At 48.9% G+C, this 22,418-nt stretch carries 21 protein-coding genes; 10 read left to right on the top strand and 11 right to left on the bottom strand.

Going from position 1 to position 22,418, the window contains the following annotated elements; all coding sequences use genetic code 11:
* From I2I11_RS14630 to I2I11_RS14640, 3 genes are all read left to right on the top strand, one after another.
* On the top strand, positions 1 to 750 hold the full coding sequence (locus tag I2I11_RS14630; RefSeq protein ID WP_230680308.1) for a metallophosphoesterase family protein: 750 nt from the start codon (positions 1 to 3) through the stop codon (positions 748 to 750).
* A gap of 192 nt (positions 751 to 942) precedes the next feature.
* On the top strand, positions 943 to 1,284 hold the full coding sequence (gene arsC / locus I2I11_RS14635; protein ID WP_196268472.1) for an arsenate reductase (glutaredoxin): 342 nt from the start codon (positions 943 to 945) through the stop codon (positions 1,282 to 1,284).
* Positions 1,285 to 1,452: 168 nt separating this feature from the next.
* On the top strand, positions 1,453 to 2,544 hold the full coding sequence (locus I2I11_RS14640) for a DUF4421 family protein (RefSeq protein WP_196268473.1): 1,092 nt from the start codon (positions 1,453 to 1,455) through the stop codon (positions 2,542 to 2,544).
* Between the two features lie 233 nt (positions 2,545 to 2,777).
* Here I2I11_RS14640 and I2I11_RS14645 read toward each other — a convergent pair whose 3' ends face one another.
* Together I2I11_RS14645 and I2I11_RS14650 are read right to left on the bottom strand one after the other, a co-directional pair.
* Complete coding sequence (locus I2I11_RS14645) at positions 2,778 to 4,838, bottom strand: M13 family metallopeptidase (protein ID WP_196268474.1); 2,061 nt, start codon at positions 4,836 to 4,838, stop codon at positions 2,778 to 2,780.
* A 154-nt stretch (positions 4,839 to 4,992) separates the two neighbouring features.
* Positions 4,993 to 5,463, bottom strand: coding sequence for a DUF4126 family protein (locus I2I11_RS14650; RefSeq protein WP_196268475.1), 471 nt, complete (start codon positions 5,461 to 5,463; stop codon positions 4,993 to 4,995).
* 166 nt (positions 5,464 to 5,629) lie between these two features.
* Between I2I11_RS14650 and I2I11_RS14655 the strand changes: the two genes are divergently transcribed.
* On the top strand, positions 5,630 to 6,370 hold the full coding sequence (locus tag I2I11_RS14655) for an EcsC family protein (protein ID WP_196268476.1): 741 nt from the start codon (positions 5,630 to 5,632) through the stop codon (positions 6,368 to 6,370).
* 318 nt (positions 6,371 to 6,688) lie between these two features.
* On the opposite strand, the gene I2I11_RS14660 is transcribed toward I2I11_RS14655, so the two are convergent.
* From I2I11_RS14660 to I2I11_RS14680, 5 genes are all read right to left on the bottom strand, one after another.
* Positions 6,689 to 6,943: an acyl carrier protein gene (locus I2I11_RS14660; RefSeq protein WP_230680309.1), complete on the bottom strand. Its 255-nt coding sequence runs from the start codon at positions 6,941 to 6,943 to the stop codon at positions 6,689 to 6,691.
* 106 nt (positions 6,944 to 7,049) lie between these two features.
* On the bottom strand, positions 7,050 to 10,229 hold the full coding sequence (locus tag I2I11_RS14665) for an efflux RND transporter permease subunit (protein ID WP_196268477.1): 3,180 nt from the start codon (positions 10,227 to 10,229) through the stop codon (positions 7,050 to 7,052).
* 238 nt (positions 10,230 to 10,467) lie between these two features.
* Positions 10,468 to 11,520: an efflux RND transporter periplasmic adaptor subunit gene (locus I2I11_RS14670; RefSeq protein ID WP_196268478.1), complete on the bottom strand. Its 1,053-nt coding sequence runs from the start codon at positions 11,518 to 11,520 to the stop codon at positions 10,468 to 10,470.
* Between the two features lie 27 nt (positions 11,521 to 11,547).
* Positions 11,548 to 12,843 (bottom strand): TolC family protein, encoded by a 1,296-nt coding sequence (locus I2I11_RS14675; RefSeq protein WP_230680310.1) that lies wholly within the window; start codon positions 12,841 to 12,843, stop codon positions 11,548 to 11,550.
* 122 nt (positions 12,844 to 12,965) lie between these two features.
* On the bottom strand, positions 12,966 to 13,433 hold the full coding sequence (locus I2I11_RS14680) for a GbsR/MarR family transcriptional regulator (protein ID WP_196268479.1): 468 nt from the start codon (positions 13,431 to 13,433) through the stop codon (positions 12,966 to 12,968).
* A gap of 396 nt (positions 13,434 to 13,829) precedes the next feature.
* Here I2I11_RS14680 and I2I11_RS14685 point away from each other — a divergent pair, with 396 nt between their 5' ends.
* The 5 genes from I2I11_RS14685 to I2I11_RS14705 all read left to right on the top strand — a co-directional run bounded on the left by I2I11_RS14685 (position 13,830) and on the right by I2I11_RS14705 (position 16,928).
* Complete coding sequence (locus I2I11_RS14685) at positions 13,830 to 14,105, top strand: hypothetical protein (protein WP_196268480.1); 276 nt, start codon at positions 13,830 to 13,832, stop codon at positions 14,103 to 14,105.
* 241 nt (positions 14,106 to 14,346) lie between these two features.
* On the top strand, positions 14,347 to 14,784 hold the full coding sequence (locus tag I2I11_RS14690; protein WP_230680311.1) for an acyl-CoA thioesterase: 438 nt from the start codon (positions 14,347 to 14,349) through the stop codon (positions 14,782 to 14,784).
* A 460-nt stretch (positions 14,785 to 15,244) separates the two neighbouring features.
* Positions 15,245 to 16,039, top strand: a complete 795-nt coding sequence (locus I2I11_RS14695) for a DUF7149 domain-containing protein (protein WP_196268481.1) — start codon at positions 15,245 to 15,247, stop codon at positions 16,037 to 16,039.
* 86 nt (positions 16,040 to 16,125) lie between these two features.
* Complete coding sequence (locus I2I11_RS14700; protein WP_196268482.1) at positions 16,126 to 16,293, top strand: hypothetical protein; 168 nt, start codon at positions 16,126 to 16,128, stop codon at positions 16,291 to 16,293.
* A gap of 191 nt (positions 16,294 to 16,484) precedes the next feature.
* A complete protein-coding gene (locus I2I11_RS14705; protein ID WP_196268483.1) occupies positions 16,485 to 16,928 on the top strand; it encodes a hypothetical protein in 444 nt (147 codons plus the stop codon).
* 139 nt (positions 16,929 to 17,067) lie between these two features.
* Here I2I11_RS14705 and I2I11_RS14710 read toward each other — a convergent pair whose 3' ends face one another.
* From I2I11_RS14710 to I2I11_RS14725, 4 genes are all read right to left on the bottom strand, one after another.
* Complete coding sequence (locus tag I2I11_RS14710; RefSeq protein WP_230680312.1) at positions 17,068 to 18,246, bottom strand: alpha/beta hydrolase; 1,179 nt, start codon at positions 18,244 to 18,246, stop codon at positions 17,068 to 17,070.
* Positions 18,247 to 18,857: 611 nt separating this feature from the next.
* Positions 18,858 to 19,049, bottom strand: coding sequence for a cold-shock protein (locus I2I11_RS14715; RefSeq protein WP_196268484.1), 192 nt, complete (start codon positions 19,047 to 19,049; stop codon positions 18,858 to 18,860).
* Between the two features lie 289 nt (positions 19,050 to 19,338).
* Positions 19,339 to 20,160 carry a ferritin-like domain-containing protein gene (locus tag I2I11_RS14720; protein ID WP_196268485.1) on the bottom strand — a complete coding sequence of 274 codons (822 nt, stop codon included), beginning with the start codon at positions 20,158 to 20,160 and terminating at the stop codon, positions 19,339 to 19,341.
* 17 nt (positions 20,161 to 20,177) lie between these two features.
* Entirely contained in the window at positions 20,178 to 20,891 is a 714-nt protein-coding gene (locus I2I11_RS14725; RefSeq protein ID WP_196268486.1) for a ferritin-like domain-containing protein, read from the bottom strand.
* A 580-nt stretch (positions 20,892 to 21,471) separates the two neighbouring features.
* Here I2I11_RS14725 and I2I11_RS14730 point away from each other — a divergent pair.
* Complete coding sequence (locus I2I11_RS14730) at positions 21,472 to 22,377, top strand: cation diffusion facilitator family transporter (protein ID WP_196268487.1); 906 nt, start codon at positions 21,472 to 21,474, stop codon at positions 22,375 to 22,377.
* Positions 22,378 to 22,418: the final 41 nt, after the last annotated feature.

Here is a 22,418-nt window from a genome sequence, read left to right on the forward strand (position 1 = left end):
ATGATGCAGACCGAAAACAAAACCAGTATAACCAATATCGCTGCCGTAGGCGATATACATGTGTGCGAAACAGACCAGGGTAAATGGGAAGACTTTTTCAGGGAAGTTTCGCAAAGGGCCGATGTGCTGCTGCTGTGCGGCGACCTGACCGACACCGGCCGGGTGGCTGAGGCTGAAGTGCTGGCTCATGAACTGAAATCGTGCACCATACCGGTGGTGGCCGTGCTCGGCAACCACGACTATGAGCGCGACAACGGCAAAGCCATCCGCAAATTACTGATCAACGAGAACGTGCACCTGCTGGACGGCGACAGCGTGGTGATAGGCGATGTGGGGTTTGCCGGCGTAAAGGGATTCGGCGGTGGCTTCGACAAAGCCATGCTGGGCATGTTCGGGGAGCAGATGATCAAAGATTTTGTGCAGGAAGCCGTAGATGAGGCCCTGAAACTGGACGGCGCTCTGGCCCGCCTCGACAGCGAGCACGTGGATTTAAAAAAGATAGCAGTGCTGCATTATGCGCCCATCAAAGCCACGGTAGAAGGAGAACCCGAACAGATTTTTCCGTTCCTGGGATCATCCCGCCTGGCCGAGCCACTGAACCGGCGGCAGGTGCTGGCTGCTTTTCATGGTCACGCCCATATTGGTGTGCTGGAGGGCGAAACCTCAAAAGGCGTAAAGGTATTTAATGTATCTAAGCCTATACTTGAACGAGAGGGTTATGACCCGGCTTTTTACCTGTTTCAAGTATAGGCGTAAGTATAAACGGTAAAGCCCGGCAGGTTTAGCCAGGCAGTTCTGGTATAGCAAGTTATAAGCAGGAACCTGCCGTGTTTGTTTACAAACGATTTATACTTTAAGAACCATGTGCCTGGGATGCTTTGAAAAGCATGGGGCTGTACTTACGTTTCGGATTGTACTTATACTTCTGTCAGATTACAAATTATGATACAATTATACCACAACAATCGCTGCAGCAAGAGCCGCCAGGCCCTGGAGTTGCTACAGGACGAGGGGCAGGAAGTACAGGTAATAGAATACCTGAAACAGGCGCCGACTGCCGGGGAACTGGAGCGTATCGTGCAGAAACTGGGCATAAAGCCGGAGCAGCTGCTGCGCAAAGGCGAAAGCGTATACAAAACACAGTTTGCCGGCCAGACGCATACCGACGAAGAATGGATCCGGATAATGGCAGAGCACCCTGTGCTGATAGAGCGCCCGATTATAGTAAATGGCAACAAAGCCGTTATCGGCAGGCCACCCGAAAAGGTGTTGACTATACTTTAACCAGTTGAATACCAGCGTGCCAGGTGAGTTGCAGAAAATTTAGCGGCTGTATCAAAATAAGTAGCGAGTGATTAAACTATTCAGTTTAATGGCTGTATAATCCTATAATCCTGCTCTTCATCATCTATACGTATCCCTTCGTTGTGCCTCACCATTATTCTGAAATTTATGCCATTCCGCCTGCTGTTTTTGTTTTTGTCTGCTGCTATTCTGCTGCTGCCCGGCCAGGCTGAGGCACAGGAAGGTACAGGCTTCCGGATTCTGGGAATTCACCTCGATTCTGCACTTACGCCCAAGCCGCCAAAGGTAGACACTGCCTATATCGCGAGCTATAACAGGATGCTGCACGTGCACCTGTTGCTGGAAGACACGGATTATGCGCTTCGTTTTATCGGTGATCAGGATCGGGTCATTTACAAGCCGAATGTATCCTCTTCAGTTGGAATAGGCGTGAGTTATAGCTGGCTGAGTTTTCATGCGACTATCCCGACACCCAATTCAGGAAATGATGAGGCCGAAAAAGGGAAGACAGACCAGTTTAAGCTCGGGATTAGCCTAAACGGGCGCAAATTATGGTTCGATACCAATTACCAGCAATACAAAGGCTTGTATTTGAGTAACCCTGAGGTGCTGGCGGAAGATTGGTTTCAGCAAAATACAGGCTACCCCGTACGCCCCGATGTTTCCTCTAAAGCCTTTCTTGCCCGCGTTTATTATAGCTTTAATAACAAAAGGTTCTCACATCCTGCCACAACATTCCGGCGCGAACGGCAAAAGAAAAGTGCCGGTTCGTTTTTACTGGGTGGTACATTCATGTACACGCAGGTGGCCGGTGATTCGTCGTTGCTGCCGGCAAGCATAGAGGCAAACTTCCCCGACGATGCCAACCTGGTGCGTTACCGGGCAGCCACCTACAGCGTGAATGTGGGTTACGCGCACACGTTCGTTTTCAAGAAATACCTGTTTACGTCGCTTTCTCTCCGGCCGGGCCTGGCCGTCAGGAGCCGTAGCGGTGTGCAGCCGGGCAATGTAGCGGCAGATCTTCCGGCACAGCTGGGTATACAGGGCGATGGCCGTGTGACCTTTGGCTTTAACAGCGATAAATATTATGGTGGTATTACGGGCAATATGCTGTTTTCGTCAGGCAGCCTGGAAGCCAGCAACCGCCAGCGCAGCTACTATTCTGAGGTGCAGATACTGTTTGGAAGGCGCTTCGGCTACAAAGCCAAAGGGTTGCTGGACAAAGTACCCGGCTTTTAGCCTGAGCAAGTATAAAGCCACAGGTACTTAAACGTTAGGTACAAGACTTTTAAAGTATAACAAGCTGATTATAGGTGATTAAGCCGTGCTTTTTAAGATGAGATGTCAAGATATTGAACCCATGAAACTCAAAGGATAATATAATTTTGCCTCTGTACATCTAATCGTATAAACAACACGGCCACCTGCGCAAAGATGCAGGTGGCCGTGTTGTTTATACGATTAGATGCTGTTTACCAGATCTTCACGCGTGCACTGTCGGGCAGGTACATTTTCTGTCCGGGCTTAACATCAAATGCTTCGTAAAATTCCGGTACGTCGGCAAAGGGGCCGTTTACGCGTAGGTTGGCCGGCGAATGCACATCCGTCAGGATTTGCCGGGCCAGGCGCTCGTCGCGCTGGTGGCTTTGCCAGCCCAGGGCATAACCCAGAAAGTAGCGCTGCACCGGCGTAAGCCCGCCAATTTTCTCGCCCTTTTTATACTGCTCCGTTTTCTTAAAAGCATCCAGGCCGATGACGATGCCACCTAAATCGGCAATGTTCTCACCGGCTGTGGCGCGGCCATTTACGTGCATGCTGTCCAGCACAGTATAGTTGTCGAACTGGTTTACAATCTGGTCTACCTTTTTCTTAAACAGCTCCTGGTCTTTGTCTGTCCACCAGTTGCGCAGATTGCCCGCCGCATCATACTGGCTGCCTTGGTCATCAAAACCGTGCGTCAGCTCGTGGCCGATGGTGGAGGCGCCTACATACCCATAAATAATGGCATCGTCGGCTTCTGCATCTTTTAAACCCGGCACAGCGAAGATAGCGGCCGGCAGCACAATTTCGTTGTTGCTGGGGTTGTAATAAGCATTATAGGTCTGCGGTGTCATGCTCCACTCAGTACGGTCTACGGGTTTGCCCAGCTTGTTGAGGTTATAGTTGTACCACCATTGATTGGCGCGCATGACATTGCGGACATAAGAGCTGCGGTCAATTTCCAGATCCGAAAAATCTTTCCACTGTTCGGGGTAGCCTACTTTCTTGTTGATTTTGTTCAGCTTTGCAAGCGCTTTCTGCTTGGTAGAATCGCTCATCCAGTCCAGTTTTTTGATATGGTCGCGGAACGAGGCCACCACGTTATCTGCCAGTTGTTCGTAGCGCTGCTTGGTCTCCGGCGAAAAGTAATCCTTTACAAACAGCTGGCCCAGCATTTCGCCCATGGCATCTTCCTCGGCATCCAGCACACGTTTCCAGCGGGGGCGCTGCTCGGTGCTGCCCTGCATCACGGTACCATAAAAGCGGAAATTCTCCTCGTCGAAAGGCTTGCTCAGGTTGTCGGCATAAGCGTGCACCAGGTGCCATCTCAGGTATGCTTTCCAGTCGTCAATGGAAGCATTGCTGAGCAGTTTGCCGGTTTCTTTGTAAAATTCCGGCTGGCCCACAATCACGCTGTCCACGTTGCTGATGTTCATTTGCGCCAGCCAGTTTTTCCAGTCGATGCCGGGCGTCAGCTTGTCCAGTTCCGCTACCGACATCTTGTTGTAATTGGCATAAGGGTCGCGGAGGTCGGCCAGTTTGCGGGAAGCTTTGGCCATGGCCGTTTCGAGCTTCATGACACGGGCGCTGTTTTGTTGTGCGGTATGCGCATCCTGCCCCATCAACTCAAACGTGTTGGCTACGTGCTTTACGTATTCCTGGCGGATGTTGGCGGTGCGGCTGTCGGTGTTGAAGTAATAATCACGGTTTGGCAACCCAAGCCCCGATTGCCACAGGTATAAGGCCATCACATCGCTGTGTTTGGCATCCTGCTCTACAAACACGCCGGCCGGCGAGGTAACGCCATAAGGTTTCAGCTGCGCGATCACGGCCTGCACATCGGCAGGCGTTTTCATAGCTTCAATACGGTCCAGTTCCGGCTTCAGTGGCTGCAGGCCCTGCCTGTTGATTGTTGTGGTGTCCATGCCAGTGTGGTAGAAATCACCGATTTTCTGCTCGTTGGTGCCATCGGCCGCATCAGCTTTGGCTGCTTTCTCGCTGATATCGCGCAGGCGGGCATACATTTCTTCCTGCACTTCCTTGCCGATGCTCCAGCTGCTTTCCGAGGCCGGAATCGGGTGGTTCTTTATCCAGGTACCGTTGGCGTAAGTAAAAAAGTCATCGCCCGGGGCAACGGTTGTGTCGCGGTTGCTGCTAATGAGGTCGGGCTCGTCTGCAGCAGCTTTTTCATATTTATGGCAGCCGGCCAGCAAAGTTGTAGCCAGCAAAGGCGAAACGACCAGAAGCCGTTTCAGAAAAGTTTTGTTTTTCATCAGAAGTTTGATTTTATACTTAAAATTACAAAATCTTCTGATCAAATCCGCAAGTATAAACAGGAGGGCAATTGCCCGGCGGGGTGTTATAAAACCTAAAAAGCCGCTGCAACAACATGTAGCAGCGGCTTTTATACTTATTGGGGTTTATAGATTACCTTTTAGCAATGGCCAGGCCGCTGCCCAGCGTCAGCGCATCTTCCAGGGCGCCGCTTACGGCATTTGGCGCATACTTGTTCATCAGCTTGCGCAGGTAAAAACTGCCATAGGTGGCGGCCACAGCGGCAGCGGCTCCAATGGCGGCTCCCTTTATCCAGCTATCCTGGTGCACCGTAAAAATGGTGGCGCCAACCAGTGCTCCCGATAGGGCGCGCGGAAGCAGTATTGGTGGGGAAATACGATCGGGCATGCCGGGAATTTTGTCGCCTACCAGCTCCGAGGCGGCCAGCAGTTTGAGGCCGGTAGCTACAGGGCCGTGCTGCAGGTATCGCAGCGGGCTGCCGGCAAGTGCTGCCGTAGGGGCATTGCTCAGTTCGTTGCTCAGCAGAGCAGGAGCCGTCATTGAGCGCATGCCCGCAATAGCGCCTAGGCCTAATGTCCGCCAGATTGGGTTATTGTTGTTCATATTCATAGCTTTTAGAGTTGTTTCTTAGGTATACGGGAATTAAGCTAAAGCTTTGCCAAAGAATAGGACAGTAGCAGCGGCAGGGATGTAACTGAAAAGTTTATGCCTTACGTAAAGTGCATGCGGTGCAACCATAAACACGAACCAGATTAAACCAGCTATACTTATGTCTGCTTACGAAGAACAGGTTATCCGGGAATTAAGCGCTTGGCAGGCGCAGATGCTGCACCCGCCTTCGCTGCTGAACCAGCTGGCGAAGCGCATGCAGGAAAAGATAAACAGCTACATCCCCGAAAAAGTACACAGGGCTGTAACTACTGCCATCAAGCAGATGATCCGGGCGGTGCTGTTTGGCGCGGAACGGACCACCCGGAAAATAGAGGCCGGTATGCCGCTGCAGCTACAGGAAGCCCTGGTGCTGGATCAGGTAAAGTTTTATAAGAGAACGGCTGCTGCAGAAGGCGGCATTACGGGGGCCGGCGGTATCCTGCTGGGCTTCGCCGATTTTCCGCTTCTGCTGGGGCTCAAGCTGAAAATGCTTTACGACATCGCCGCCCTTTATGGGTATTCGGTTGAAGATTACCGCGAACGCCTGTACCTGCTTCATATTTTTCAGCTGGCGTTCAGCAGCCAGGAACAGCGCCGTGCGGTATACCTGCAAATGGTAAACTGGGACAAACGAAAAGAACAGTTGCCCGACGACATTCATCAGTTCGACTGGCGTACTTTTCAGCAGGAGTACCGCGATTACATTGATCTGGCGAAGATGGCGCAGTTTATCCCCGTTATCGGCGCGCCCGTAGGAGCTATCGTAAATTATCGCCTGCTCGATAAGCTGGGCACCACCGCCATGAATGCCTACCGGATGCGCTGGCAGGAAAATTTGCAGAAGTATGGCGATAGTTAAATTGCGCTATGGCAGGTTCTGTTATGCAGTTGTAGCATACTTGCCAGTACCACATCACACCTTTCTCTCTTCTTTGTCATCCTGAAAGGGTCTTGTTAGCCAGCGGTAACAACGTTTACTAACAGCTTTAAAGTCCGCCACCCGGATTCTTTCAGGATGACAATAAGGGGCATTTGGAGGTTAAGCAGAAGGTCATGCTGCTTGCTTCCTTCCCTCATTTTATACTTTCCTTTTATACTTCACCAAAGTATGGCAGGCATAAAAAAGTGCCGCAGCTAAAGTATAGCTGCGGCACTTTTGTGTTTTGGAATATTAAAACTATTGCTGTTTGCGCTGGCTGTAAACGTAATTCACAAAATCATCTACCGAATACACCGGCACTTCGTCCGGAATGGTGAGTTGATAGGTTTGCTCTACTGCCACGATAATGTCTACTACGTCCAGGATGTCGAAGCCCAGTTCGCTTAGGTCTTTTGCTTTCAGCAGGCGCCTGGGATGTACTTTTTTGAGCGAAGTGATAATGTGCAGTACTTCTTTTTTTATGGAGGAGGGATCAATGGCAAGGGTTTGCATGGTATTATATATTGAAAGTATACTTTGTGTGTAGAAAGTAAAACGTGTGCAGGCCGTCAGCCTCACACACGTTTACCTTCATTCATCATAAATAAAACTGGAGCTTTTAATAAGCGTGTGAGTGGCTTAATTTACTTTCCTCCAACTCAAGCGTTTCTCTTTCCAGCTCTTCCTGGGTCTTGTCTACCAGTTCTATCTTGGTGCTCTTGTCCCAGCCGAAGCGGGCCAGAATGCGGTCGAAGATGTAGTAGATAACGGGCACCACAATCAGCGTCAGGAACATAGACGAGCTCAGACCACCGATCAAAGCCCAGGCCAGGCCGTTCTTGGTAGCTGCCACGGAGCCACCTGCCAGCGCAATCGGCAACATACCTATCACCATCGCTAGCGTTGTCATCAGGATAGGGCGGAAACGGATACGAACTGCTTCAATCAGGGCGTCTTTCACAAACACGCCTTCGTCTTTCAGCTTGTTAGTAAAGTCTACCACCATAATGGCGTTCTTGGCAACCAGACCGATCATCATAATAATACCAAGTATAGAGAAGATACTCAGCGACTGCGAAGACAGCGCCAGGGCCAGCAAGGCACCAATGATGGCGAGTGGTATAGAGAACAGCACTACCAGCGGGTATACATAAGAGTCATACAGCGCCACCATGATCAGGTACACGAAGATGATGGAAGCCAGCAGGGAAATACCCAGTGTACCGAAACCTTCGCTCTGGTTCTTCAGGTTACCGCCATACTCTAAGCTAACGCCGTTAGGCATCTTTACCTCAGCCATTTTTGCCTGAATGTCAGCACCCACCGAACCGGTTGGGCGGCCAATTACCTGCGAGTTCACGTTTACCGAAGTCACACGGTTGTAACGCTCCAGCTGCGACGGACCAGTTGACTGACGAATATCGGCGAACTGCCCAAGGCGGATGATCTGCCCTTTATTATTCACAAAAGACAGGTTGCTGATATCTGTTACATTCCGGCGGTCGAATTCATCCAGGCGGATGTTGATGTCGTAGTCTTCGGTTCCGGAACGGAAAGTAATATCGGAGTTACCGCTGAAGGCAAGCTGCATACTGGCACCCACGCTCTCCAGCGACAGGCCAACACTGGCCATCTTATCGCGATCTACTACTACTTCAATTTCCGGGTTACCACCTTCTACCGACATCTCTACGTCGGCCGTACCATCCACACTTTCAGTAATAGCCATTACTTTCTGTGAGAATGCCATCACGCTATCCAGGTCTGATCCTGAGATAATGATCTGGATAGGAGCCTGTGAGTTACCTACCAGCCCTACCGGCACCGGCGTTACTTCCACATCCGGAATCCTGCTTTCAATATCAGCTTTTGCCTGACGGCTGAACTGGTCGGTGCTGAAATCACGTTCCTTTACATCCACCAGCGTTACCGAAACATCGGCTTTGTAGGCTGTGTTTTGGCCGGCCTGTGCCGAAGTAGTCGTACCTACTGTGGTAAACACTTTCTTTACTTCAGGCTTGGCAAGCAGGTAGTCCTCTACCTTGCGTGTCGCAAAGTTGGTTTGTTCTACGGTAGCGTTCTTTGGCAATTCCAGCTGCAGGCTTACCTCGCCACGGTCGCCGGCAGGTATAAAGTCTGAGCCGATAAAGCCCAAGGGCACCAGTGCAAACGAAGCAACCAGCAGCACGACAGTAACAGCCAGCGTGATAAACTTGTGGTTAAAGGCCCACCTTAAAGTAGCTGTAAAGCCATCGATGATTCTGTCCAATAAACGCTCGAAAGCAAGTATAAAGCGTCCGAAAATGTTCTTATCAGAGATGTGCTCCAAGCGCGAGAAACGGCTGGCCAGCAGCGGGATCAGGGTAAAGGCTACGAACAGCGAGATCATTGTGGCCACGGCCACCACCACCGCAAACTGGCGCAGGATGTCCGATACCAGACCTGTTGAAAGCGCGATCGGAATAAATACCACCACGATTACGAGTGTGATGGAAGTAACCGTCGCCATGATCTCGCGGATACCGTCGTAAGCGGCCTGTGCCGGGTTTTTGCCCATCTCCATATGGCGGTGAATGTTCTCGATTACCACAATGGCGTCGTCTACCAGGATACCTACTACCAGCGAAAGTGCCATCAGCGACATCAGGTTAAGCGAGTAGCCAAACAGGTACATAGCGATAAAGGTAGCCACCAACGAAGCAGGGATGGAGATCATTACGATAACCGCGTTACGGAGCGAGTGTAGAAACAGCAACATCACGAAGGCCACCAGTATAACCGCAATCATTAAGTCGTGAATTACCGAGTCGGCTGCTTCTAGCGTAAAGTCGGAAGAATCGTTGGCGATGTTGAATTTCAGGCCTTCGGCAGCATAGGTTTTTTCAAGATCAGCGAGTGCTTCCTTGGTCAGGCGGCTTACTTCCACGGCATTGGCGTCCGACTGTTTCTGGATGGTAATACCCACCGACGCTTTGCCGTTGATACGGTTCATGACCTCGATATCTTTCTGCGTATCCTGTACTTCGGCCACATCAGAAAGTCGAACGATACCATTCTGATCTTCACGCAGGATCAGGTTGTTTAGCTGCTCTAAAGACTGGAACTTACCAGCCAGTCGGATCTGCGTCTGCCCGCTTTCCTGCTTGATCTTACCAGTCGGAAAGTCGAGGTTGGAGTTGCCGATTTTCTGCTGCACCTGAAGTATAGAAAGGCCATACGCTTCCAGTTTGTCGGCATCCAGGTTTACCTTGATCTCACGTTCCTGGCCACCTAGAATTTTAATGGCAGCCATACCTTGTATACGCGACAACTCCGGCTTGATTTTGTTATCAATCAGGTCATAGAATTCAGTCGGCGTCATGTTGGCTGTGGCTCCCATCTTGATGATAGGCAGGTCGTCGAGGTCGAATTTGTTCAGCGTAGGGGCATCCGCATCTTCCGGCAGTCTGGCCAGGATGGTGTTGATCTTACGCTGTGCATCCTGCAGGGCCAAATCCACGTCTGTGCCCTGGTTCAGGTTGATCACGATCATCGAGAAGCTTTCCAGCGAGGTACTCTTCATCTCTTTCACGTTCTCCAGGGAGGCAAGCGCGTCTTCAATCTCCTTTGTAACGGAGTTCTCTACCTCGTTAGGCGAAGCACCCGGGTATACGGTACTGATAGTTAACACCGGCGGGTTAAACTTCGGCAACAGCTCGTAGTTAAGCGACTGGTAGCTGACAACCCCCAGCAGCGTGAGGACGGTAAATACCACCACCACCAGGGTCGATCGCTGTATTGCTAATTTAGTTATGTTCATTTCTGAATTCTCTTAAAAAGAAGTTTTTGTTTTCGTTTAGGAGTTTGATTCTCCAGTGTAATCATCCCCCTGCCCCCTTCAAAGGGGGACTTTTATGCTGTTACGCTAAGTTGAACTTTTACTTCGTAGTTACTCCTTAACTTACCATCCACAAGGATTCTTTTCAGGATGACAAATGGAAACTAGTTCAACATGTCCCCCTTTGAAGGGGGCAGGGGGATGATAATCGTTGCTACGCTTACTTAAGCACAGATACCTTGGTACCCTCGCGCAGGTTGATCTGGCCGCTTCTCACAACCTGTTCACCTGGCTTCACGCCCTCCAGTATCTCTACTTTATCCTGTGTCACCACACCTACCTTCACTTGGCGGGCATTGGCTACGCCGTTGTTCACCACAAACACACTAGGATTCTGGATGCTGCCAACGATGGCTTCGCGTGGTAAAAGCATGGCATCGCGCTGAGCGTCTACTTTAAAGAAAGCGGTGCCATACATACCGGCTCTCAGGTTGTCGGCAGCGTTCTTCACTTCAATTTCCACATCAAACTTCAGGCTTGGGTCGGCCTGGGCAGCGATGGCGGTAACCACACCTTCGTACTCCTCGCCTGCTCCTGCATCGGCTTTCACCGTTACTTTATCTCCTTTGTTGATCAGCAGTACTTCGCTTTCTGAAGCCTTTACCTGCAGCTTAAGTTTGTCCACGTTCACGATGTCGTATAGCTTTGTGCCTGAGCTCAGGTAGGAGCCAACTTCCACGTAAATCTCGTTTATCTCACCGTTAATAGGAGCCGTGATGCTGGTTTTGTTCAGGCGCTGGCGGGCAGCTACCAGTTGCGCATGCGTAGATTTGGCAGCTAAACGGGCATCTTCCAGTTGTCTTTGGGTAATGGCGTCGCCGGCAGCCAGGTTCTCGAATCGCTCCAGGTCTCTTTTGGCTTTCTCGGCATTGGTTTGTGCTGTCGCCAGGTCGGCAGCCATGGTGTTGCTTTCTACCTTCAGCAGCAAATCGCCGGCTTTTACTTTATCGCCTTTGCGCTTATACACCTTCTGTACCTGGCCCTGTGTTTCGGATAATAGCGTCAGGCTTTGAATAGGGGCGAAATTACCCTGCGCCATAAAGGACTTATCCAACTTATCCGATGTTACTTCTGTAATAGCAACCGGAATAGCATCGCTCCTGATATCTGCTACAGCTGCATTTGCTGCCATTTGCTCTTTGTTACTCATCAGCTTAAAGCCAACAGCCGCTAAAACAACCAGCGCAACTATGATATAAATTACCTTCTTCATTTTTATTGTTTGTGTCCTTTTATGATACTACTTTGTTAGTGTTTCTAAATCTCCTTTGGCTTTCAGATAACTCAGTTGGGCTACCTGGTATTTTAATTTCTCGTTGTTCAGGTTTGTCTGTGCTTCGCGCAGCGCTACTTCCGCATCCAGCAACTCGGTAAGCGGCGAAATGCCTTCTTTGTACAGCTTGTTGGTGGTATCGTATACTTCCTGTGCCAGATCCACATTGCCTTTCTGTGCCGCAATAGCGTGCTGGCTGTTTTGCAGCTGGCTGATGGCGTTGGTCAGCTCTACAGCAGTGTTTTTGTTGAACTTCTGGATGTCCATGTCCAGCTTCTGCATTTCCAGGTTTGCCTGCTTTATCTGGGCATCTTTCCTGAAGCCGTCAAAAATAGGAACGCTCAGTTTTAACCCTACCACCGAAACCGGGTACCAGGGCTGCTCGTTGCTGAACAAGTCGTCGCGCTGCACCTGGTAGCCATAGCGGCCATAAGCCGACAAACTGGGGTAATAACCTGCTTTGATATTGCTAGCCTGCAGGCCGGTCAGTTCCTTCTGCTTCTGAAGGAGTTCCAGTTGTACCCTGTTCCGGCTTATTTCTCCGGGTATAACCGCAGCGGGAGCGGTGTTATCTAGGGTGATAGTGGCATCTGCCAGGTTTATATCCTGGTCCAGCGGCATGCCCATAAAAAACTTAAGCATGTTTTTCTGCTGCTCAAGCGCTGTAAGCAAAGCCTCTTTCTGTGTCTGCAGGTTGGTGATGTTTACCGTTACCCTGCTCACATCTACCTTCTTCACCATATCGTTCTGGTATTGCAGGGTCAGGATTTTTTCGAGCTGCGCCAGTTTTTCGAGGTTGGCGTTGATGTTGTTGAATTGCTCCTGGGTCTGCAACACCCCGAAATAAGCGGTGCCTACGTTATACATCACATCTTCCTCGGCCATTTCGGCACGCAGGCGGTACAAGTCTTTTGTGCTTTTAGCCGCTTCGAGGCCAACGAAGTATGATTTGCTGAAGAGCATTTGTGTAAATTCAACGCCGGCAGAAGAGTTAAAATCCTTACCAAATTTTACAGCAATATCTTCTTCTCTGCCAGCCAGGGCGCCCGGCAAAATCTGCGTGGGCAGGGCCGGATAGTAGTCCAGCGTACCATAGCCGCTTAGCTGCGGCAGGCCGTTGCTCTTGGCTTCGCGTATGATTTGCTGGCCTATCTGCTGGTCTAAATTCGCTTTTGCCACATCTTCGTTGTGTTCTATGGCATACTTTACAGCCTCCTGCAACGTCAGCTCCATTTTACCTTCGGGCTGTTGTGTTTGTGCCATAACCGGTTGCAGCAGGAGCAGCATAAGTCCGATTGTCAGATATTTTTTAATCACGATGTTTTATTTATGTTCTGTTAATATTACTTTGTTCTGAAAAGGAAGAACTACTGTATTCAAAAAAATTATGCTGATTTACTCTGCTCCCATTTTTGCAATAGCGCAGGAATCTGGCTGTGCAGGTAATTCAAAAAGCCTGCCAGCTCATCTATACTTTTGTTGTACCCGGGCGTATCTTTTGTCCGGTGAAGAAGCACTTCCTGCAGGGTGGCTGAGAACTCTGTTACCTTATCAATTTCCTCTATCAATGTTTCACGCCATCTCGACAGTTTGAGCCGGAAATAGCGTTTGCGGTCACCGGCGTAGGTGATATATTCCAGGCGGTTGAGATGCAGCAGCAGGTTGATGGCATTGCTGGCGGCGCTTTTACTGATGCCCAGTGTTTCCCGGATTTCATCGAAGGTAAGTTCGGGCCTGTCTGATACGTACAGCAAACCCAAAACCCGTCCCGTGGCTGGCTGCAAGCCAATACCTTCGTGAAAGATGCCTATCTTCTCTATCAGGGCGCGCTTTGTATCGTTCAGGTTATTCATTTGTGTATCTTTGTTCTTTGGTAGAACACCGCAAAGGTATGGTTAAGTTCTGTTGGTTCAAAATTTACAGAACTAAAATTTATATTTTTTTATCAGGCCTGTTACGTACCATTTTATCCTGTAGCAGAACAAAGTAAAGTATACATAATCTTGCTTACAGAGCACCCATCACAGGTAAAACACGTTATTTAAACTAAGAGGGCTCCTGCCATACCCTGGCATAGTAAGCTAAAAGGCAGCGTCAACGGTGATTTTATACTTGCATGAGGCTGTTGGGGAAGGAGCATCCGTCTCTGAAAAGATTTAAAGCCGGTTAATAACTTAAAAACATTACCAGGTTTATGTAGTACATCTGATAAATCAAACAGCCTCATTTTCAAAAGATGATCTACAACTATGAGCCATACTTACAAACCCGTTGCGCAGGAATTTCGTGCCATGCTGGCAGCACTGGCAGCCCGGAAATCATACGTCCGTATTCAGTTTTTCAGCGATATCCATGAGTTTTTTACCAGGAATGCCATTGTGAAAGGCCTCTATTTTAAAGGAGAGGAAGAATACCTGGAATTACTAACGGGAGAACAGGTTCGCCTGGATCGTATTGTGCGCGTGGGCGATATACCCGCACCGGGGTACGATGACGATTATTTTAAATGCGATGTTGTAAAATAACTGCTGCCATACCTTGCGGGCAATAAAATCAGCAATGAAATAGCACCTGGAGAGAAGGGAAGGGCTTTCCTGCTGATGTCCGGCGCAGGTACAGGATTGTTTAATTGCATCTTTTGCGCAGTTGTTTTGTTAGCCGGTTACTTATTTTATCCAGGTTTTGTCTCTGTCTTGAAATCAGCCGTATCTTTGCAACCGGCAAAGCTTTAAACCTGTGCCACTTTGAAACGACAAACATACCCATATGGATTTGACTTATGAATGCAAAGTGATGTGGGCGCACCTGGACCCGAACGGACACATGCGCCACTCTACTTATGCTGACTTTGCCGCACAGGCGCGTATTGCAGTGCTTGACGAACTGGGACTTGACCTGAAAGTATTCCAGGAACAGCACCTCGGGCCTATACTTTTCAGAGAAGAGACGGTGTACCTGCGCGAAGTAAGCGCAAATGATACGCTAACCGTAACTACAGAGTTAACCAAAAGCCGTCCGGACGGATCGAGGTGGTCTATCCGGCACAATATTTTCAGAGCGGATGGCGTAAAGGCGGCTGTGCTGAACGTAGAAGGCGCCTGGATGGATACCAAACAGCGCAAATTAACCAAATTGCCCGACCTGCTGGCTGAACATTTCGCCCGTCTGCCCAAAACAATCGACTACGAAGAACAGGAAGGTTGAGGCAGGCAAAGTTCCTGTATAAATCTTTCCTTTTTTCAGGCCTGTGGCAGCTCAGGCAAAGAACTGCAACCACACCGCTTTTGAGCCTGCGCTTCTGCCCAGACCTCACAGCGTCTTTCAGGCCTGTGAGCGTCTTGTTGGCTGCAGCGCATCATTAATCAGACACTCGCAGGAGCTGCACGCTGAAAGATTTGAAAGGCACTGTGAGGTCTGGCAAAGCACTATCCTTATTTCCGGCATCATGCAAAGCACAGGTTCAGGCAAGATCGCAAACCCTGCTGGTGCGAGCTTGCAGCTCGTACCTTTTTTCTGTAGATGTAAAGATACGAGCTACAAGCTCGCACCAGCGGGAGCTACATCCCTTGCACCAGCGGGGCCAATAACCACCCCAAACATTTCTGATTTCTAATTCAGAATTTCTGCTCTCTAAATCCTATCTTGCTGTAGAAACAAACCACTCATGCAGCACCATCACCCTCTTAGCCCGCGCCAGGCACTCAACAAAGCTTACGTACGCCTCAAAACTGCCCGCTCCGACATGGAAAGGTTTAAGCTGGCGCTGCGCACGCTGCTGGACAGCATCAACCTGAGCGAGAGCGAGGAGCACGCCAAAAATCATTTGCGCGATTTTCTGAAAAGCAGCTTTTACGACAAGTATGGCGTGAACACCAAAGGCAAAACCGACCTGGTGATACATACCGGCAGCAGCACCAAAAGCAATGCCGGCGTGCTGCTGGAAGTAAAGCGGCCCGGCAACAAAGCCGACATGCCCACCACGGGCAACCTGAACAGCAAGGCCATGCACGAACTGCTGCTCTATTACCTGCGCGAGCGCGAAGAACATAAAAATTCCGATCTGAAGCACCTGGTGGTTACCAGCGTGTATGAGTGGTTTGTGTTTGATGCCCTGGAGTTCGACCGGCTGTTTTACCGCAACGCGCAGCTGCGAAAGGATTTTACCGGCTGGGCACAGGGCCGCAAAGCAGGCAGCAGCACCGACTTTTTCTACATGGAGATAGCGGCGCCTGCGCTGGCTTCGCTGTCTGAAAGTATCACTTTCACGCATTTTGACCTCAGGGATTTTGAGAAGCCGCTGCGCAACTCGGATCTCAAAGACGATGTGAAACTGGCGGCGCTCTACAAAGTGCTGTCGCCGGCGCACCTGCTCAAAGAGTTTTCTTCTATAAAGCATGTAGAAGAAGGCGGCAGCCCGGTTTGCTATGCTCACTTAAAAGGTTTTAGAGAAGGATTTTAGAGCTTAATTCCTTCTGTACGGCTATAGATTTAACAACTCCCATCGCCACCGCCGACGAAGAAACGGAAGCAAGTATAACGGCGTTGGTGGAGCAAATCCTAAGTATAAAACAAGCCGATGCGGCAACGGATACGTCGGGGTTGGAGGCGGAAATAGATGTGCTGGTGTACCGCTTATATAATCTCACCTACGACGAAGTGCTGCTGGTGGAGCCCGGTTTTAGTATGCCCTGCGAGGCGTATGAAGCGTTGTAACAAATACCTCGTGGTATTAGCCGGAAGACTTAGCCGTTGCGCCGAAGACCTCGCGGTATGCGCAGCTCCCGCGAGCGTCTGGGCAAACCGATACGGAAACTGATGCGCATACCGCGAGGTCTTACCCTTTACAGATATTTATATTATATGCACCAGCATATAGCTTTTTCATCCATTAAAGCATTTCGCCATTGACAGATTCCAACAAAAGAAGGCTGCCGAAGCAGCACCTTCATAAAAAAGTTATTTTCCGGCTCCGCATGTTGCTGGTTATCCTGCTGGTCATGTGCGGTATCGTGGTGTATGATATCGTTACGGGTGTGCTGGGATGGATGCTGGCTCTGGCCGGCATTGCCGCCGGTGTGGTGCTGGGCTATGTGGTGGGGTATCTGTCGGATGTGCGCTGGCACGAAGAAACCAGCAAGGTAATAGCCCGCATGGATAAAGTTGGCGGCATTACGCTGGGGCTGTACATGGTGTTCTCCTTTTCCCGCCGCTGGATTTTTGGCCACTGGATACACGGTCCGGCGTTAACTGCTTTCAGCTTTAGCATCGTACTTGGCACCATGTTAGGCCGCTTTCTGAGCACCAGAAGTAAAGTGGTCCGGATACTGAAAGAAGAAGGGCTGTTTTAGCCCAGCCACGCGGTGCGCACGCTGCGAGGTATCTTTATTTTTATGGTGAACTGGAATACAAGACGAAATTAAAAAGCGAAAGCTGCTTTATCGTACGATAAAGCAGCTTTCGCTTTTTAATTTCGGTGAAGCTGCAGGTTTAGTCTTTAAATGATTCTTTCAATCGCACGGCGGCAAATTTCTGCGCATCTTCGGCCTGCTCCAGCAAAGCGTTCATGCCAAAGAACTCATGCGTTACGCCTATGTATACTTTTCGCTCTACGGATACACCGGCCTCGTCTAGTTTATCGGCCAGCACGGCGCCTTCGTAGCGCAAGGGGTCTATTTCGGCGTTGATGATGGTTGTTTCCGGCAGCCCGCTCAGATCAGCGTGGATCAACGAAATCAGTGGGTTTGTTTCTGTCTGCCAGTCAGGCTTATATAAGTCGAAGAACCACTTCATCAAGGGCTTGTTCAGGAACAAAGACTCCACATACATGTCGTACGTAGGCGACTCGATATCGCCATCTGCAATAGGGTATACCGACAGAATATGCACCGGAAGCGCTACGCCACGTTCTTTTGCCATCAGCGCCACGGCCACCGACAGGTTACCTCCGGCACTTTCGCCGGCAGTGGCTACTTTATCAGGGTTTCCGTTTATCTCTGCGGTGTGTTCGCGTACCCATTTGTAAGCCGCAAAGGCATCTTCATGCGCGGCCGGGAACATATGCTCCGGCGCCTGGCGGTAAGCCACCGAAACCACGATAGCGCCTGTTTTCTCTGCCAATGCACTGGCCGATGGCTCATAGGTATTCAGGTTGGCGATAACCCAACCGCCGCCATGGTAATACACAATTACAGGAAAAGGGCCTGTGCCGTTGTTTGGTGTGTAGGTACGCACCAAAAGCCCTGCGTCTGTGCCATTCGGTATCGTCATATTTTTGACGGATACATTGGCAGACTTCGGACTGATGTGGTTTTTATTCAGTAAATCGACCAATGCCGTATGGAAATTAGGTTCTTCCCGCGCCTGGGGTGCCGTCAGCATCGGATAAGGGGTTACATTATAGCTCTGGAACTGCTCGATAACGGCCAACATCTGCGGGTCTATATTCGGAGCCCACTCCGGATTTGGCCCCTTCGGTTTGATTTTGTCGGCTTTGGCTGTTGTGTCTTTGTCAGGTATGATTTCTCCCAAACCCGGAATCTCATCGCAACTGAGCAGAAAGCAAGCCATAAATAAAACAGTTAAAAGCCTGCCGCTTTTTAGCATCTGTTTTTGAAGTGTGGCGGCATCAGGCATGCCTTTCATCTTTGGTATCAGATTGTTTTTCATAATTAAAATTTAGTTTATAAATAAAAAAGTATAACAAACAGGCTATCAGGCACATATACGCAGCCACCTGAAAAACAGGCAGGCGCAGGAAAATGCACCAGCAACAATGGTTATTTAAATAATAGTAAAATTTAAGGCATATAGCCTTGCAACAGAGCGAGTGTAATGCGTAGAGCAGTAAGAGCGTTGTAAGTATAACAAAAAGGAAATAGCGCTATTTCTTTTCTGTTATGTCTTGTACGATACAACAGCACGTTTGTTTGTAAATCATGCTAGTTGATCGCGATTTTATTCTACTTCATTAGCGGTAAAATTGTTTCCCGGCTTTTATGCCATCAGCATAAGTTTTATAAGTCTTTGTGGCTCAGGCGCACGTTTATTTACAAACTGCGGACACAGGTATTGCGCGATATTTGTATAATTAACGTTCGATATCGTATCAATTCGATTCGGCATAAGTATACCTAAGCGCTTTTTTCCTGTAAGCATGAAAACCAAGGCCCGGCCTGTTTGATATTTTTGATGGAAGGGTGCAACGGAGGTTAAAAGCAAAAAAGCCCTGCACAAGGTGCAGGGCTTTTTTGTTAATGGCTTCTATGGTATGTTTAAAGCTAAACGCGCTTTACATTCACAGCGTTAAGCCCTCTTTTTCCTTCTTTGAGTTCATAGGTTACTTCGTCGTTCTCTCTGATTTCATCAACCAGACCTGTAACGTGCACAAAGTATTCCTGATTAGTGCTTTCGTCTTTGATAAACCCGAATCCTTTCGAGTCATTGAAAAATTTTACTGTTCCCTTATTCATAATAAATGTTTGTTATGACCTTATGACGCTAATCTAGGTATAAATGTTCATTTTGCATGAATAAACTTTATCTTTTTTTATAAAACATATCCAGAACGGCTGAAAGGCACAATTTATTTTCAGAAGGTATGTTTTTTATTCGGAAATTGTCGCAGATACGTGCATGCTTCCAAAAATGCCGGTTTCAGGTATAAACAGAGCAGGATAGCCACTGTTTCTACTCTGAGTAAGTAAAAGCAATAGCTATCCTGTTCTAAATAGTCACTTTAGATGTTATGTTGGCTCAAAATTAAGACACTAAAAAAATCTTTACAATATCTACAACAGCCTGTTTCGACAAGGGCTCATCCCATGCTTCCTTTACTGCATTAGCCGATATTTGTGTTACTTTTGTAACATTCACCCCAGCATGTGTGGTGTTCTCCTCGCCTGCATAAACAGGCATGCTGGCATCCATAAACTCGTAGCCAAGTCCTTCTATGCCATCTACTTCAGAAATCCATCCTTTTTCACCGCGCATGCGCCGTATCTGTGCGGCATGCCGTGCCTCCACGGAGTGAATCTGAAGCGCTACTGTTAGCAGGGCATCATTGTCCATCAGGTTCGGGGCCTGGCCTTTATAGGCTCTCACGCCTGTGTCCTCAAAGGCCTGCGACAAGGCCATAAACAGGTCGTAATACTCAAACGGGCTGGGTAAGCGTCCCTCAGCTGTGAAATCAAATTTGCCCGGCACGTCCTCCAGGTTGCCTCCTAATGATTGGATGGTTGTTTCCAGTATTTCAACGTGGGCTTTTTCATGATCCCGAATAGCTTTGAAAATATTCATGTCTTCCTGTGCAATTACCCCTGAACTCAAGCCCTTCTCGTAGAACTTATACTCCAGCCGCTCCAGGGTTAAGGCAAATTTAAGCACGTCCATCACTTCGCTTGTGCCGGCAAAGGCCATAACAGGCATAGCGGTAAAAGCAGCTAAAGGCAGCGAAGCCAGTGCAGCGTTTTTAGCGAAGCCGCCCATTTTTCTAAATACTTCTTTTCTGGACATGTAGATGTCCTGTTGTTCCTCTGATTTATTGTCTAGATTGAAAGAATCAAACAGTTTTATAATATTCATGATTAGTCCTCCTCCGGTTAAGCTGTGGGTAAGTTACTTGCGTCAATTTTTGTCACGATGAAAGGGCCTGCCGCTTTCAGCACCTCTGAAGGCATGAAAGCGCGGTCAAGTCCGCCATTCAAAAAGTCCGCGAAAGCCCCACCAGGGTTAATCAGGTTCATAATAGCCGCAGCATGGCGTGCCTCTACTGATACTATTTTGCCGGCTACAACCAGGATATCAGGGTTCTGTATCAATTTTCCGGCTCCGTTATAAGCAGCCACACCCAGGTCCTCAAATGTTTTGGCAGTGGCGAGCACGCTTTCTTTGTTGCCGAAATCAACCGAGCTGAAATCGAATTCTAACTCGCCGATAGCTTTCTTGCCCAAGGCAGCTTTGTAAAAGTCACGGTGCGCCACCTCGTGCTTGCGCACATCATCCAGCACTCCTATATCTTCGTAAGAAGCGCCACTGAAAAAGCCAGTCAGTGCCACTTTGGTATAAAAGGCTGCTTCCAGTTGCTCCAAGGCATAAGCATAATTCAGGATACCGGTATCCCCGCTTCCCAGGTCCACCATACCTGGTTTGGGATCCTTTGGTGGAAGGTAATCATCAATCAGTTCGCAGCCGGATAAAAAGATGGCAGAGGTAGCTAGGGCTGCTCCGCCATACTTGATAAAGGATCTGCGGGATTTGTTCAGCTCCTCTTCTGGATTTAAACCCTTTTCTCTGAAATAGTTGATTTTTGACATAATAAATCTCCTGTTTATATTTAAAAAAACACTTTTAATTCTTTTGGAAACTTTACTAATTAATCTGATCTATAAAAAGCGGTTTGCGATAGTGCTTTTTATATAACTAAAACAGAGTGGGGTAGATAGAAAAAATAGCGCGATATAGTAGAAAAATTCTACGGGACAAATAAAAATTTAGTTCATTTAATTATGACTTTTTTACAAATGAATTAAAATAAGTGTATGAAAGGGTAGAAAATGCGGGTAAAGGGTTCTGACTTAAGAGAGGGATTTTCCGATAGTTGCACTTTTATTTATGTTCGACGCTTTAACAAGCTGCTGCATCCCTTCTTTCAGGAGTATGCTGCCCATGATAAAATAAGGATAGAAAGATTATGAATTCAGGGCTCCTGTACAAGACTTCTGTCACTGCTATAAATCCGCAGTCTGATACGAGCCAGATTTGAAAACGAGGAAACATCGTTGTGGAGGGTAGATGTCCGGGGCAGCACTATGCACTGGCCTTGTTTGGGAAGGGCCAACTATGCGTTATGCCTGCGCGTTAAAGAGAGCAATGTGATTTAATGATGCTTTTCTGATGGCTGCCTCCAAAGTTCCGATTTATACCGCTCTGTTTGCCAACCTGGCCATTGCCATAACCAAATTCATTGCTGCATCTGTTACCGGCAGTTCTGCCATGATTTCCGAAGGGATTCACTCCCTGGTTGATACCGGAAATGAGGTGCTGCTGCTGCTGGGCATCCACAAAAGCCACAAACCAGCCGACCGGAAGCGCCCTTTCGGCTATGGCAAAGAGCTGTACTTCTGGGCATTTATTGTGTCGCTGCTGATATTTGCCGTAGGGGGTGGCATATCTATTTACGAAGGCATTACGCACCTGATGCACCCGGAAGTGATTGAAAAGCCTTTCTGGAATTATATTGTGCTGGGTATTGCCATTGTTTTCGACGGCTTTTCGTTTTATACCGCTATCAAAGAGTTTAACAGGCAACGCGGGTCGCTGCCGTTCTGGGAAGCCGTAAACCGTAGCAAAGATCCCTCAACCTTTGTGGTGCTGTTTGAAGATGCAGCTGATGTTATCGGGTTAATTATTGCTTTCCTGGGTGTTTTTCTGGGGCATCAGTTGCAGAACCCTTACCTGGATGGTGCGGCCTCTATCCTGATTGGTTTGCTGCTGGTTGCTGTGTCGGGTTTGCTGGCCCGGGAGAGCCGCAGCCTGCTGATGGGCGAGAGTGCCGATGAGGAGCTGTTGCAGTCGGTTGTTGCCTTGGCCACTACGGACGCTGCGGTGGCCCATGTGTCACGCCCGTTATCGATGCACCTGGCACCTGAAGAAATCATACTTATACTTGCGGTAATGTTCGAGCCGCAGCTCAACAGCGCTGAGGTGGCGGCGGCCGTTATCAGAATCCGCGACACTATTCAGCAGGAGCACCCTGACTTCAGGCAAATTTTTATAGAGCCGCAACTGCCACTACCATAGAGGCAGGTAGGTGATGCTTTTAAAAGATAATAAGGGATGCT

The sequence above is a fragment of the Pontibacter rufus genome, assembly GCF_015694705.1.
GTDB classification, from domain to species: domain Bacteria; phylum Bacteroidota; class Bacteroidia; order Cytophagales; family Hymenobacteraceae; genus Pontibacter; species Pontibacter rufus.

What these genes read in the sequence shown, in the direction of transcription:
- I2I11_RS14665 (WP_196268477.1), bottom strand. Translation starts at nt 10,229, where the DNA reads ATGAACATAACTAAATTAGCAATACAGCGATCGACCCTGGTGGTGGTG.
- I2I11_RS14675 (WP_230680310.1), bottom strand. Translation starts at nt 12,843, where the DNA reads ATGGCACAAACACAACAGCCCGAAGGTAAAATGGAGCTGACGTTGCAG.
- I2I11_RS14720 (WP_196268485.1), bottom strand. Translation starts at nt 20,160, where the DNA reads ATGAATATTATAAAACTGTTTGATTCTTTCAATCTAGACAATAAATCA.
- I2I11_RS14650 (WP_196268475.1), bottom strand. Translation starts at nt 5,463, where the DNA reads ATGAACAACAATAACCCAATCTGGCGGACATTAGGCCTAGGCGCTATT.
- arsC (WP_196268472.1), top strand. Translation starts at nt 943, where the DNA reads ATGATACAATTATACCACAACAATCGCTGCAGCAAGAGCCGCCAGGCC.
- I2I11_RS14630 (WP_230680308.1), top strand. Translation starts at nt 1, where the DNA reads ATGATGCAGACCGAAAACAAAACCAGTATAACCAATATCGCTGCCGTA.
- I2I11_RS14685 (WP_196268480.1), top strand. Translation starts at nt 13,830, where the DNA reads ATGAGCCATACTTACAAACCCGTTGCGCAGGAATTTCGTGCCATGCTG.
- I2I11_RS14690 (WP_230680311.1), top strand. Translation starts at nt 14,347, where the DNA reads ATGGATTTGACTTATGAATGCAAAGTGATGTGGGCGCACCTGGACCCG.
- I2I11_RS14655 (WP_196268476.1), top strand. Translation starts at nt 5,630, where the DNA reads ATGTCTGCTTACGAAGAACAGGTTATCCGGGAATTAAGCGCTTGGCAG.
- I2I11_RS14645 (WP_196268474.1), bottom strand. Translation starts at nt 4,838, where the DNA reads ATGAAAAACAAAACTTTTCTGAAACGGCTTCTGGTCGTTTCGCCTTTG.
- I2I11_RS14695 (WP_196268481.1), top strand. Translation starts at nt 15,245, where the DNA reads ATGCAGCACCATCACCCTCTTAGCCCGCGCCAGGCACTCAACAAAGCT.
- I2I11_RS14710 (WP_230680312.1), bottom strand. Translation starts at nt 18,246, where the DNA reads ATGAAAAACAATCTGATACCAAAGATGAAAGGCATGCCTGATGCCGCC.
- I2I11_RS14730 (WP_196268487.1), top strand. Translation starts at nt 21,472, where the DNA reads ATGGCTGCCTCCAAAGTTCCGATTTATACCGCTCTGTTTGCCAACCTG.
- I2I11_RS14680 (WP_196268479.1), bottom strand. Translation starts at nt 13,433, where the DNA reads ATGAATAACCTGAACGATACAAAGCGCGCCCTGATAGAGAAGATAGGC.
- I2I11_RS14715 (WP_196268484.1), bottom strand. Translation starts at nt 19,049, where the DNA reads ATGAATAAGGGAACAGTAAAATTTTTCAATGACTCGAAAGGATTCGGG.
- I2I11_RS14725 (WP_196268486.1), bottom strand. Translation starts at nt 20,891, where the DNA reads ATGTCAAAAATCAACTATTTCAGAGAAAAGGGTTTAAATCCAGAAGAG.
- I2I11_RS14660 (WP_230680309.1), bottom strand. Translation starts at nt 6,943, where the DNA reads ATGCAAACCCTTGCCATTGATCCCTCCTCCATAAAAAAAGAAGTACTG.
- I2I11_RS14670 (WP_196268478.1), bottom strand. Translation starts at nt 11,520, where the DNA reads ATGAAGAAGGTAATTTATATCATAGTTGCGCTGGTTGTTTTAGCGGCT.
- I2I11_RS14640 (WP_196268473.1), top strand. Translation starts at nt 1,453, where the DNA reads ATGCCATTCCGCCTGCTGTTTTTGTTTTTGTCTGCTGCTATTCTGCTG.